The sequence below is a fragment of the Rhizobium sp. BK456 genome (assembly GCF_014194045.1).
Lineage (GTDB): Bacteria > Pseudomonadota > Alphaproteobacteria > Rhizobiales > Rhizobiaceae > Rhizobium > Rhizobium redzepovicii.
In genome coordinates this window covers 157,153-169,803 of record NZ_JACIAO010000008.1, presented here as the reverse complement: position 1 = coordinate 169,803, position 12,651 = coordinate 157,153, and the positions used below count along the sequence as shown (strand labels likewise).

Sequence of the window (12,651 nt, the reverse complement as noted above, 5' to 3'; positions counted from 1 at the left end):
CGCTGCGATCAAGAGGCGTGGTAGGCGGCTTCGCCGTGGGTCGAAAGGTCGAGGCCTTCGCGCTCGGCTTCGACGCTCACGCGCAGGCCGATGACGACGTCGACGATCTTGTAGAGGATCGCCGAACCGATGCCCGACCACAGAAGCGTCGTCAGAACGCCCTTGGCCTGGGCCAAGACCTGGGTTGCCGTGCCGGCGTAGGAGGCAGCAAAATCGGCGGTGGAATAATCGACGATGCCTGCACCGCCGAGCGCCGGATTGACGAGGATACCGGTGCCGAGTGCGCCGATGATGCCGCCGACGCAATGCACGCCGAAGACGTCAAGGCTGTCATCGTAATTGAACTTGTTCTTCACGACGTCGACGAAGAAGTAGCAGACCGGTGAGACGATCAGGCCGAGAACGATCGAGCCCATCGGGCCGGCAAAACCGGCAGCCGGGGTGATGGCGACGAGACCGGCAACCGCACCGGAGGCGCCGCCGAGCATTGAAGCCTTGCCGCGGGTCAGGCTTTCGATGATGCACCAGGAGACGGCGGCAGCAGCCGTCGCGACGAAGGTGTTGATAAAGGCAAGCGAGGCGTAGCCATTGGCTTCGAGATTGGAGCCGGCATTGAAGCCGAACCAGCCAACCCAGAGCAGCGATGCGCCGACCATGGTCAGGGTCATCGAATGCGGAGCCATGATTTCCTTCTTATAGCCGGTGCGCTTGCCGAGCATGATGGCGCCGACGAGGCCGGCGATACCGGCATTGATGTGGACGACCGTGCCGCCGGCAAAGTCGATTGCGCCGTAGGAGAAGATCAGGCCGGCCGGCGAGGTGTAGGAGCTCGGACCGCCCCAGAACCAGACCATGTGCGCCATCGGGAAGTAGATGAAGGTGACCCAGAGCACGACGAAGAGCATCACGGCCGAGAACTTGATGCGCTCGGCGAATGCGCCGACGATCAGGCCGGGCGTGATGCAGGCGAAGGTCATCTGGAAGACGATGAAGGTGTATTCCGGAATGGCGACGCCCTTCGAGAAGGTTTCGGCGAGTGACGAGGTGTTGACGCCGGCGAGGAACGCCTTGGAGAAGCCGCCGACGAAGCTGTTCAGCGAGCCGCCGTCGGTGAAGGCGAGCGAATAGCCATAGGTGACCCAGAGCAGCGCCACGACGGCGGTGATCATGAACACCTGCATCAGTACGGAGAGCATGTTCTTGGCGCGCACGAGACCGCCGTAGAACAGCGCAAGGCCGGGGATGGTCATCAGCAGGACGAGTGCCGAGGAGATGAGCATCCAGGCATTGTCACCCTTGTCCATGGTGAAGGCAGGAGCGGCAGCAGCGGTGGTGGCAGCGGCGGGCGCAGCTTCCTGCGCGAAAGCGACAACCGGCGCCAGAAGCGCGGCCGACGTTGCGCAGATCAGCGCAAAGGGGGAAGAAAACTTCGAAATCGACATTGAAAAAAGCTCCTTGATCTGCCGCTTACAGCGCTTCTGAATCGGTTTCGCCCGTACGGATGCGCACGGCATGGTCGATCGAATAGACGAAAATCTTGCCGTCGCCGATCTGACCGGTCTTGGCCGACGCCGCGATGGCTTCTACCGCCCTGTCGACGAGTTCGGATGCAACGGCGATTTCGATCTTGAGCTTCGGCAGGAAGCTGACTGCATATTCGGTGCCGCGATAGATTTCGGTGTGCCCCTTCTGGCGCCCGTAGCCCTTCACCTCGGTCACGGTCAGCCCCTGAATGCCGATCGCCGTAAGAGCTTCGCGGACCTCATCGAGCTTGAACGGCTTGATAATAGCCATCACAATTTTCATCTGGTTTCCCATCCTTCGTTATCCTCGGCACGGAGCCGACTCTCCTTGCCGCTGACGTTCCTGAACAGCGACCGGCGATATACATTCAAAGGACGTGCCAGATTCGAAGCGAGATATAACTTATTGAAAAACAACAACTATAATATATGGCGCCAATAAACAGGCAAATGACCGGCAAATGACCGCCCAACAAGCGCACAAATAATGCGCAATTTTTCAAAGATGCATATTATTTATTCATTTGCCTTTTTCCGAATCAGACCTTCCTGTGCAACGGAAGCGATCAACTCACCCGATCGGGTAAAGAGGCTGCCCCGGGTCAGCCCTCTGGCGCCCGAAGCCGACGGGCTGTCCTGCGTATAGAGCAGCCAGTCGTCGAGCTTGCACGGTCTGTGGAACCACATGGAATGATCGAGGCTCGCCACCTGCAGGCTCTGGTCGAAGATGGACGTGCCGTGGGCATAGAGCGAGGTATCTAGCAGCGTCATGTCCGAAAGATAGGCAAGAACCGCCGCCTGATAGAGCCGGTCGTCGGGAACCGGGCCGGTGGCGCGCACCCAGACATCCTGTTTGGGGGCGAGCTTCTTGTCGGAAAAATAATGTGTCAGCGAGACGGGGCGGATCTCGATCGGCCGCTCGCGCTGCCAGTATTTTCGGATCGCCTCCGGCGCATGCGTCAGGTACTGGTCCTTGATCTGCTGTTCGCCGAGCAGCGCTTCCGGCATTTCGACCTCGGGCATGGCGATCTGGTGGTCGAAGCCCGGCTCCTCCACCTGGAAGGAAGCTGACAGCGTGAAGATCGCCTTGCCGTGCTGGATGGCGACGACGCGCCGGGTATTGAAACTTGATCCGTCGCGGATCCGCTCCGCCTGGTAGATGATCGGCACCGAGGGATCGCCGGGACGCATGAAATAAGCATGCAGCGAATGGACGAAACGCTCGCCCTCGATGGTGCGTTGCGCCGCCATCAACGCCTGGCCGATGACCTGGCCGCCGAAGACCCGCTGCCAACCGGCCTGCGGGCTGAGCCCGCGGAAGATATCGACCTCGATCGGCTCCAAGTCGAGCGTCGAAAGCAGCGTCTCCATCGCCGAAGGCCCTGATGTTTCGCGCATCATTTTGTATGCCTCCCGGCGGTAGGAAGTGAAGTTGCGATGATCTATATAGGTCACATCTGGGGCACAAGGTACGGGAGCGGCGCGATGCTTGATATGCTGGTTGTGGGCGGGGGTTATGTCGGCCTTTCCGCGGCCGTCGCGGTCAAGCAGGCGGCACCTCATCTGAACGTCGCGGTCGTCGAGGCGGCCCCCGAGCATGTCTGGAAAAACGACACGCGCGCTTCGGCCGTCATTGCGGCGGCAGCGAAGATGCTGGAAATCTTCGGTATCTGGAACGAGATCGAGCCGGCAGCGCAGCCGATCACCAAGATGATCGTCACCGATTCCAAAACCTCAGATCCGGTCCGCCCGGTTTTTCTCACCTTCGACGGCGAAGTGGCCGAGGGCCGGCCTTTCGCCCACATGATCCCGAATGTGACGATGGTCGCAGCCCTGCGCGGCCTCTGCGAGCGCCTCGGTATCGACATCCGCCATGGGCTCGGCGCCACCGAGCTGAAGACCGAAGACAGTCATGTCACCGTCACGCTTGCGGACGGCAGCACGTTGGAGAGCCGGCTGCTGGTGGCCTGCGACGGCGTGCGCTCGAAACTGCGCGACCTCGCCGGCATCAAGACCGTCACCTGGGACTACGGCCAGTCCGGCATCGTTGCGACGGTCGAACATGAGCGGCCGCATGAAGGCTGCGCCGAGGAGCATTTCCTGCCGGCCGGCCCCTTCGCCATCCTGCCGCTCCGCAACAACCGCTCCTCGCTGGTCTGGACTGAGCGGACGCATGACGCCGACCGATTGGTTGCCGCCGACGATCTCGTCTTCGAGGAGGAGCTCGAACGCCGCTTCGGCCACAAGCTCGGAGCGCTGAAGGTCATCGGCGACAAACGCGCCTTTCCGCTTGGCCTGACGCTCGCACGCGCCTTCGTCGCGCCGCGTTTTGCGCTGGCCGGCGACGCCGCCCACGGCATTCACCCGATTTCGGGACAGGGCCTGAACCTCGGCTTCAAGGATGTGGCGGCCCTTGCCGAAACGATCGTCGAGGCCGATCGCCTCGGCCTCGATATCGGCTCGATCAACATTCTCGAACGCTACCAGACCTGGCGGCGCTTCGACACCTTCCGCATGGGCATGACGACAGACGTGCTGAATCGGCTGTTCTCCAACGATGCAACACCGATCCGCATCGCCCGCGACATCGGCCTCGGCCTCGTCGACCGGCTGCCGCGCCTCAAATCCTTCTTCATCGGTCAGGCGGCTGGAACGACGGCAAAGGACAATCCGCGGCTGCTGGCCGGCCAAGCAATTTAAAGCCGATTTCCCGGGACGTTATTCGTCAAGGCGGCGAGCTTCGGAGACCAGCATGATCGGGATGCCGTCGCGGATCGGATAGGCAAGTCGTGCCTTTTCCGAGACAAGCTCATGGTGCTCGCGATCATAGGAAAGCCGGCCCTTGGAGAGCGGGCAGACCAGGAGATCGAGCAGCTTTGGATCGACGCGGCTGAGTTTTTCGTCCATGGCTGAAGTCTACTGCAGAACCGTGTCGGAGTCACCGAAGACGCGCGCCAGCACGATTTCGGTAATGGCGATCAGCGTTTCGGCCCGCGTCTTGAGATCGGGCGCCTCCAGGAGCGCCTGCTTTTCCGCCGGCCCGAACGGCGACATCATCGCCAGCGAATTGACGAGCGTCAGATTGCTCGCCCGCTCGACGCTCTCCCAGTCGGCTTCCAGCTTGTTGGCATCGAGATAGGCCTTGAAGGCGGTCAGAAGCGCCGCGCGGTCGACCGCCTCCTCCTCGTTCGCGGCCGAGAGATCGGCGATGAACGGAGCGATACGGAAGGTGCGGAAGGGATCGCTGGTGGTTTTCTCCTCCAGCAGCCGGAAACGGCAGACGCCGGTCAGCGAGACGATATAGCGCCCATCGCCGGTCTCGGCGAAGGAGGTGATGCGGCCGAGGCAACCCACAGCGGCAAGGTTGGGATCGCCGCCCTTGTCCTCGTGTTCGCCGAGCGCCGGCTGGACCATGCCGATCAGCCGGTTTCCCGTCAGTGCGGCATCCAGCATCGCCAGATAACGCGGCTCGAAAATGTTGAGCGGAAGCTGCCCGGCCGGCAGAAGAAGGGCACCGGTCAGGGGGAAGACGGCGATCGTATCAGGCAGATCGCCCGGCTTCAGGTATCTGGCATTCCCGACTTGCATGAAACCGTCCCGCATTCTTTTAACGGGCATGCCCGTCCTGACGAGAATGTGGTGCCCGCGCCCAAAAACGCAAGGGCAGATGCGCGAAACTTAGCGCATAACCCCGAAAATCGGAATCGACTTTCAACAGGATCGGACGCGGCTTCAAAGCGGTACAGCGCCTTGCCGCGCCCTATGGACGCCGCAGTTGCCCTAGGAGAACAGCATCGCCGAAAGCTTGCGCCGAGCCGAAACCGTCGCCGGATCCTTGAAACCCCAGACCTCGAAGAACTGAAGCAGCTGGCGGCGGGCGCCGTCATCGTCAAAGGCGCGATCCTTGCGCATGATCAGCAGCAGGTGCTCGGCCGCTTCGTCGCGCCGGCCTTCGACATTGAGGATCTTGGCAAGCTTCAGCCGCGCCTCGTGGTCGTCGGGATTGACGGCAAGATCACGTTCGAGCGCAACGGGATCGCCGAGCTTGCGGGCTTCCTCGATCTGTTCGAGCTTTTTCAGCACCGCCTGGATGCCGGGGTCTTTCGCCAGCTCTTCCGGCAGATCCGTCAGAGTTTGGCGCGCCCGCTCATGCTGGTTTGCGGCGATCATGCATTCGGCCATTCCGGCAACCGCCTTGGCATTTTCCGGATCGGCCTGCATCACCGCGGCGTAGAGCTGGGCTGCCTCATTGATATTGCCGGCGGCCAGCAATTCTGCGGCTTCGGTGAGCACGGCCTCGATCTCGGCCGCCTCGTCGGCGCCGGCCGGACCGGCGATACGGTCGATGAACTGCTGAATCTGGCTTTCCGGCACCGCGCCCATGAAGCCGTCGGCGGGGCGGCCGTTGACGAAGGCGATGACGGCGGGGATAGACTGGATGCCGAGCTGTCCGGCGATCGAGGGATGGTCGTCGATGTTCATCTTGACCAGCCGGACGCGGCCCTTGGCTTCGTTGACCACCTTCTCCAAAACAGGCGTCAGCTGTTTGCACGGCCCGCACCAGGGCGCCCAGAAATCGACCAGCACCGGCTGATTGCGCGATTCCTCGATGACGTCCTTACCGAAATTCGCGGTCGTCGTGTCGGTGATGTAGCCGCCTGCCGCAGCCGCGGTTGCCGGCTGAGCGCCGAAGCTTGTCGTCGCCGTCATCTGATTTCCGAAGGAACCGTTATAGGGGTTGTCACTGCCGCTCATAGGTATCTCCCGCCGCGCCGATCCAGCCGGCATCATTGTAGCGCTAAAATCGTATGTCAGGACGTCACTTTCAAGACAAGCGGCTTATGCCCGGTCGCTTCCATGAATCGGATAAGATCGCCGCTCGCAATCGATGTCGTCGCATCGTTGGAGAGCGGATGGCAGTTGACGATTTCCTCGCGCATCAGATCCGCATCGAGCACGAAAGTGACATTGCCCGCGGTATCGTTGATCGCCCCGAATGCCGTGACCGCGCCGGGGATGACGCCGAGATAGTCCATCAGCTTCTCCGCCCTGCCGAAGGAAACCCGGCCGGACCCGCCGATAAGAGTGTGAACCTGCTTCAGGTCGACCTCGGCATTTTCCTCCACGGTCAGCAGAAAATACCTGTCCTTCTTGTCTTTGATGAAAAGATTCTTGGTGTGGCCGCCGGGGATCTCGTCGCGCAGCGCAACCGATTCGGCCACGGTGAAAACCGGCGCGTGATCGACCGTCTTATGAGCAATGCCGAGCCCGTCGAGGAAAGCGAACAATTCTTCTCTGGTCCTGGGGGTATTTTCGGGCATCGGGCAATCCATTGCGCAGGAGGGACAAAGTCGAGGCATCTTGATTAAGTCCGTCCCCAGCATTTGGCAATCTTCGCCACCGACGCTCACCCCCCGCATTTGCGGCCTTTCCGCCGGCCTGATGCGACCTTGCGAATTTTTCTTCGCCCCTTCGTCATTTCCCTGTTGCATTTGAAAAGCCGTTAGGCCATATAGCGCCCGTCGCCACGAGGCGGCGCCCACGGTCCAACAACTACCCCGGACCGATGCGGATTGAGCGGGTGTAGCTCAGGGGTAGAGCACAACCTTGCCAAGGTTGGGGTCGAGGGTTCGAATCCCTTCGCCCGCTCCAGTATTCTCTCTTGTTCATACCGATGCCATGGGTACGGGAAGCAGCCGAGACAGGGTGACGGCGTCGTGTGCGCTGCCGCGGGCTTAGCTATCGTTTTGCAATCCCCGAGCAAATAAAATAGCCGACGGATTTACCGGTTGAAGCAATGTTCGCGATGCCATTGCAGAAAATGCACATGCGGTCGTTCGAATGCGCGCCGGGGCATTATCGCGCGGCCGGTGTTATTGCTCAGGCCCCGTAGCGCGTCGGGATCATTAACGTCTCGTGAGATGAGAATCTCCATATCATCAGCCAGACCGATCAATCCTCGATCGAACATCCAATGGGCCGTGCCGGATAGGGCAATTCCGTTGCTGACGATATCGGGACCGCTCGCCTCGACCGGTCGGATATGCGCTGCATCGATTGTAATTTATTTTGGTTGATTGCTTCGTCTGTAAACTTATTGTCGAGGCAAAGTGAACACGTCTTCGGATCGAGACCCTCATGTTCAGTTCAGCCCCTTCTGCCGCCGCCGCCCCCCAACCTGACGCATCGGCGCCGACATCACCTATAAAATCCGCTCCCAACATTATCTGAGGTTCTTCATGCGAATCGCCGTCGGTGGCATTCATATCGAGTGCAGCACATACAATCCCGTCCTGAACGAAGAGAAGGATTTTCGCGTTTTGCGCGGGGCAGGACTGCTGGAATCCTCTTACTTCGGCTTACTTAAGGATTACGACGCTGAATTCCTGCCGACGATCCATGCCCGCGCCATTGCCGGCGGTCCGGTATCGCGCGCCGCCTACGAGGCCTTCAAGAGCGAATTCCTCGAGCGACTCAAACCGCTGCTGCCGCTCGACGGTCTCTACCTCGCCATGCACGGCGCCATGTATGTCGAGGGCATGGAGGATGCCGAAGGCGACTGGATCGGTGCTGCCCGCGCGCTGGTCGGCGAAGATTGCACCGTTGCGACAAGCTACGACCTGCACGGCAACGTCACCCAGCGCATCATCGATGCGCTCGACATCTATTCCACCTACCGCACCGCGCCGCATATCGATGTCGAGGAGACGATGCGCCGTTCGGTCGCCATGCTGGTGAAGAGCCTGAAAACAGGCGTGAGGCCGGTCGTTCTCTGGGCGCCGATCCCGGTCGTGCTGCCCGGCGAGCGCACCAGCACAGTCGATGAGCCGGCTAAAAGCCTCTACGACATGCTGCCCGGGATCGACGCGATCGACGGCGTCTGGGACGCATCCTTGATGGTCGGCTATGTCTGGGCCGACGAACCGCGCGCCACGGCCGCCGCCATCATGACCGGCACCGATCGGGCCGTGCTGGAGCGTGAAGCCAGACGCCTCGCGAAGGCTTATTGGGAGGCACGAGGAGATTTCGTCTTCGGCTGCGAGACCGGCTCGGTCGAGGAATGTGTTGCGAAAGCCATCGCAAGCCCGACCGCTCCTGTCGTGCTCGCCGAATCCGGCGACAACCCCACAGGCGGTGGCGTCGGTGACCGGGCCGACGTGCTGGCCGAGCTGATCGCCAAGGGTGCGACGGGCGTTGTTTTCGCCGGCATTGCCGACAGGGCGGCGACCGAGGACTGTTATGCCGGCGGCATCGGCGCGGCGCTCGATCTCAGCGTCGGCGCCTCGCTCGACACCAAGGGCAGCCAGCCGGTCACGGCCCGCTTCACCGTGAAATTCCTGCACGAAACATCGGACCCGGCCGACCGCCAGGCAGTGGTTTCGATCGATGGCGTCGATCTTGTGCTCTCCGCAAAACGCCGGCCCTATCACAATATCGTCGATTTCACCCGGCTCGGACTTGATCCGCACGGCGCCAGGATAATCGTCGTCAAATCGGGATATCTCTCGCCCGAGCTGGCGCCGATCGCCAATCCGAACCTGATGGCGCTGTCGACAGGTGTCGTCGACCAGTTCGTCGAGCGCCTGCCACGGCTGCGCAAACAGCATCCGACCTACCCCTTCGATAAGGATTTTGTCTTCGAGCCGCAGGTCTTTCTCTCCGCGCGCTCGGCGCGCGCCTGAGCTTCGAACCATCCGACTTCCCAGGAAAGACATTCGGCCAGAAAAGACATCCGGCCAGAAGGGCGTCCCAAATGACCGAATTCACGACCCGTCCCGAAATCCTCGGCACCTTCGGTGTCGTTACCTCGACCCACTGGATCGGCTCGGCGGTCGGCATGAGCATTCTCGAAAAGGGCGGCAATGCCTTCGATGCCGCGGTGGCGACCGGATTCGTGCTGCAGATCGTCGAGCCGCATCTCTGCGGCCCGGGCGGCGACCTGCCCGCGGTGATTTATTCCAAGAAGAAGGACAAGGTCGAGGTCATCTCGGCCCAGGGGCCGGCACCCGCCGGCGCGACGATCGAGCATTATACCAGCGAAGGCCTGACGCTGATCCCCGGCGACGGCCTGCTTGCGACAGTCATCCCCGGCGCCTTCGACGGCTGGATGCTGATGCTGCGTGACTACGGCACGATGAGCGTGCGCGACGTTCTGGAACCGGCGATCTATTACGCCGAGCACGGCCATCCCCTGCTGTCGCGCGTCTCCGCGACCATCAAGGGGCTTGCGGCCTTCTTCGAAAAGGAATGGCCGACCTCCTACGCGATCTGGCTGCCCGGCGGCAGCGTCCCCGCAGCACAGGCGAATTTCAGGAATCCGGTGCTTGCCGAAACCTGGAAGCGCGTCATTGCCGAAGCCGAGGCAAAGAGCGGCCGGGAGGCACAGGTGGAGGCGGCACGCGACGCCTTCTACCGCGGCTTCATCGCCGAAAAGATCGATACCTATCTGAAGACCGCCGAAGTGATGGATGCGAGCGGCAGCCGCCACAAAGGCGTGCTGACCGCCAACGACATGGCGACCTGGTCGGCAACGATCGAGGAGCCGCTGACATATGACTATTACGGCTGGACGATCGCCAAGACCGGTCCCTGGGGCCAGGGTCCGGTCTTCCTGCAGGCCCTGTCGATCCTCAAAGGTTTCGATCTCACCGCGATGGACCCTGATGGCGCCGATTTCGTCCATACCGTTACCGAAGCGATGAAACTCGCCTTCGCCGATCGCGAGGTCTATTATGGCGATCCCGATTTTTCCGAGGTTCCCGTCACCCATCTGCTGTCGGATGCCTATGCGAGCGAGCGCCGCAAGCTGATCGGCGCGGACGCCTCCCTTGATCTTCGCCCCGGCATCGTTCCGGGTTTCGAAACGCAGCATGATCTGACGATGACGATGCTCGGCGCTGCGTCCAAGACGGGCGCCGTCTACGAACCGACCATGGCGCATCTGGAAAAACGCGGCGACACCGTGCATATCGACGTGATCGACCGCGACGGCAACATGGTCTCCGTCACGCCATCCGGCGGTTGGCTGCAGTCTTCACCAACCGTTCCCGGCCTCGGCTTCTGCCTCAATTCCCGCGCCCAGATGTTCTGGCTGAAGCCGGAACTGCCGACCTCGCTGGCGCCGGGAAAGCGTCCGCGCACGACACTGACGCCCTCGCTCGGCCTTTACGAGGGCCGCCCGACACTGGCCTTCGGCACGCCGGGCGGCGACCAGCAGGAACAATGGCAGCTCTCCTTCTTCCTGCGCCATGTCAATCACAAGCTGAACCTGCAGGCGGCGATCGACCGGCCGCTGTTTCACACAGCCCATTTTCCGAGTTCCTTCTATCCGCGCACCCGCGAGCCGGGCAGCCTGATGGCGAATTTCGGCCCCGATGTGCTTGATGCGCTCGCCCGCAAGGGCCATAGGCTGACGGTTACCGATCCGTGGACCATCGGCCGGCTGACCGCAGCGCGGCGCGATGCCGACGGGCTGCTGCGCGCGGCGGCCACCCCGCGTCTCATGCAAGCCTATGCGGTCGGACGATAGCCTGAGCGCGCGTCGTCGGCCGCTTCCCCGGAGGGTGGAGGCAACAAGTATTACGGGAAAATAACCCGGGCCGGTGGCGCACGGCCCACCCTTTTTGCTGCGCTGCTTATATGACTTCTGCTAGATATTATTTCACCAATAATTATTAACGACCACTTCCGCCTATTTGTGTTCTCTTATCCCTGCGAATCAAAAAGGTTTGATTTGCCCGGGGACGGTCGCCATGTTCAAGCATGGGGCGATGCAACAGTTGGGTAGGAGCCTATGCTGCAACGGATTGAAGACATTGATTCAGCGCTCGTCGACAGGCTGCAGCATTCGGCGTTCAAGTACTTCCTGAAATATACCAATCCCGAAAACGGCCTGGTGGCCGATACTTCGATCGGCGGCGTGCCGGCGAGCATCGCAGCCGTCGGCTTTGCCCTTTCCTCCTATCCTGTCGGTGTCGAACGTTGCTGGATCACCCGCAGGGAAGCTGCCGAACGGACGGTCAATACGCTGCGTTTCTTTGCCGAGGCGCGTCAGGGCGAGGAACGTCACGCAACGGGCCACCGCGGCTTCTTCTACCATTTCCTGCACATGGATACCGGCAATCGCGCCTGGAACAGTGAACTCTCGACCATCGACACGGCACTGCTTATCGCCGGCATCCTAACGGCAGCGCAGTATTTCGATCGCGAAGACGACGAGACGGAAACGGAAATCCGCGCGCTCGCGACCTTCATCTACGAGCGCGTCGACTGGCGCTGGGCCCTGAACAAGGGCGATACGATTGCCATGGGCTGGAAGCCCTCTTCCGGCTTCCTGCGCTGGCGCTATCACGGCTTCGACGAGGCGATCATCCTCTATGCGCTGGCGCTCGCTTCGCCGACGCACCCGATCCCGCAATCGAGCTACGACGCCTTCACGTCAAGCTATTCCTGGATGCTGCATGGCGAGCAGTCCTACCTCTATGCCGGGCCACTCTTCATCCACCTATTCTCGCATGCCTGGATCGATTTCCGCACCATTCAGGACAAGCCGATGGCGGAGCGGAACTGGGACTATTTCCGCAACACGCAGGTGATGATCAACGTCCAGCGTGACTATGCCGAACGCAATCCCGGCCAGTTCGTCGGCTACAACAGGAATATCTGGGGTTTCTCCGCCTGCGACGGTCCGCCGCCGACACGGCGCATGCGCGGCGGCCGCCAGCCGAAGGTTCTGGGTTACGCCGCCCGTGGCGCGCCACTCGGCCCGGACGACGGCACGATCGCGCCCTGGGCCGCGCTTGCCTGCCTGCCCTACGACCGGCAGGCGGCTCTCGACGGCACCAAGGCGCTGCTGACCAGCTATCCGAACCTGCTTCTGGAAGGCGGCTTTCCTGGTGGCTTCAACCCGACCGTCAAGACCAAGCGGCCGGAAGGCTGGGTCGATGACCGCACCGTCGGCATCGACCAGGGTCTCGTCGTCATGACCATCGAGAACGAGCGCTCCGACTTCATCTGGAAACTGATGCGGCAATCGCCGGCCATCCGCCTCGGGCTCGAGCGCGCCGGCTTTACCGGCGGCTGGCTCGAAGGCATCGAACCGGAAGAAGTGGTGCGCAAGTTCGGCTGA

Annotated in this window: 11 protein-coding genes, 1 tRNA gene and 1 pseudogene; 5 read left to right on the top strand and 8 right to left on the bottom strand. The window is 61.7% G+C overall.

Going from position 1 to position 12,651, the window contains the following annotated elements:
* Nucleotides 1-8 precede the first annotated feature (8 nt).
* The 3 genes from FHX03_RS22415 to tesB form a co-directional block, all read right to left on the bottom strand.
* Nucleotides 9-1,442: an ammonium transporter gene (locus FHX03_RS22415; RefSeq protein WP_097624975.1), complete on the bottom strand. Its 1,434-nt coding sequence runs from the start codon at nucleotides 1,440-1,442 to the stop codon at nucleotides 9-11.
* 25 nt (nucleotides 1,443-1,467) lie between these two features.
* On the bottom strand, nucleotides 1,468-1,818 hold the full coding sequence (locus FHX03_RS22410; protein ID WP_003543684.1) for a P-II family nitrogen regulator: 351 nt from the start codon (nucleotides 1,816-1,818) through the stop codon (nucleotides 1,468-1,470).
* A 221-nt stretch (nucleotides 1,819-2,039) separates the two neighbouring features.
* Nucleotides 2,040-2,924, bottom strand: a complete 885-nt coding sequence (gene tesB / locus FHX03_RS22405) for an acyl-CoA thioesterase II (RefSeq protein ID WP_183855518.1) — start codon at nucleotides 2,922-2,924, stop codon at nucleotides 2,040-2,042.
* 84 nt (nucleotides 2,925-3,008) lie between these two features.
* On the opposite strand from tesB, the gene FHX03_RS22400 reads away from it, so the two are divergent.
* A complete protein-coding gene (locus tag FHX03_RS22400) occupies nucleotides 3,009-4,223 on the top strand; it encodes a ubiquinone biosynthesis hydroxylase (protein WP_183855515.1) in 1,215 nt (404 codons plus the stop codon).
* Between the two features lie 18 nt (nucleotides 4,224-4,241).
* Here FHX03_RS22400 and FHX03_RS22395 read toward each other — a convergent pair whose 3' ends face one another.
* From FHX03_RS22395 to FHX03_RS22380, 4 genes are all read right to left on the bottom strand, one after another.
* Nucleotides 4,242-4,430, bottom strand: a complete 189-nt coding sequence (locus tag FHX03_RS22395; protein ID WP_183855514.1) for a Trm112 family protein — start codon at nucleotides 4,428-4,430, stop codon at nucleotides 4,242-4,244.
* A 9-nt stretch (nucleotides 4,431-4,439) separates the two neighbouring features.
* Nucleotides 4,440-5,126 carry an LON peptidase substrate-binding domain-containing protein gene (locus FHX03_RS22390; RefSeq protein ID WP_172643304.1) on the bottom strand — a complete coding sequence of 229 codons (687 nt, stop codon included), beginning with the start codon at nucleotides 5,124-5,126 and terminating at the stop codon, nucleotides 4,440-4,442.
* Between the two features lie 177 nt (nucleotides 5,127-5,303).
* Nucleotides 5,304-6,278: a thioredoxin gene (trxA, locus tag FHX03_RS22385; protein WP_097624978.1), complete on the bottom strand. Its 975-nt coding sequence runs from the start codon at nucleotides 6,276-6,278 to the stop codon at nucleotides 5,304-5,306.
* Nucleotides 6,279-6,334: 56 nt separating this feature from the next.
* Nucleotides 6,335-6,844 carry a prolyl-tRNA synthetase associated domain-containing protein gene (locus FHX03_RS22380; protein WP_183855512.1) on the bottom strand — a complete coding sequence of 170 codons (510 nt, stop codon included), beginning with the start codon at nucleotides 6,842-6,844 and terminating at the stop codon, nucleotides 6,335-6,337.
* A gap of 256 nt (nucleotides 6,845-7,100) precedes the next feature.
* Between FHX03_RS22380 and FHX03_RS22375 the strand changes: the two genes are divergently transcribed.
* Nucleotides 7,101-7,175 (top strand) — tRNA-Gly (locus FHX03_RS22375).
* Between the two features lie 130 nt (nucleotides 7,176-7,305).
* On the opposite strand, the pseudogene FHX03_RS22370 reads toward FHX03_RS22375, so the two are convergent.
* Nucleotides 7,306-7,581 (bottom strand): annotated as a pseudogene (locus FHX03_RS22370) (HNH endonuclease); the annotation flags it as partial.
* Nucleotides 7,582-7,762: 181 nt separating this feature from the next.
* On the opposite strand from FHX03_RS22370, the gene FHX03_RS22365 reads away from it, so the two are divergent.
* The 3 genes from FHX03_RS22365 to FHX03_RS22355 all read left to right on the top strand — a co-directional run bounded on the left by FHX03_RS22365 (nucleotide 7,763) and on the right by FHX03_RS22355 (nucleotide 12,651).
* Nucleotides 7,763-9,205: a M81 family metallopeptidase gene (locus FHX03_RS22365; RefSeq protein WP_183855510.1), complete on the top strand. Its 1,443-nt coding sequence runs from the start codon at nucleotides 7,763-7,765 to the stop codon at nucleotides 9,203-9,205.
* 71 nt (nucleotides 9,206-9,276) lie between these two features.
* Complete coding sequence (locus FHX03_RS22360; RefSeq protein ID WP_183855508.1) at nucleotides 9,277-11,052, top strand: gamma-glutamyltransferase family protein; 1,776 nt, start codon at nucleotides 9,277-9,279, stop codon at nucleotides 11,050-11,052.
* Nucleotides 11,053-11,316: 264 nt separating this feature from the next.
* Entirely contained in the window at nucleotides 11,317-12,651 is a 1,335-nt protein-coding gene (locus tag FHX03_RS22355; RefSeq protein WP_183855506.1) for a glucoamylase family protein, read from the top strand.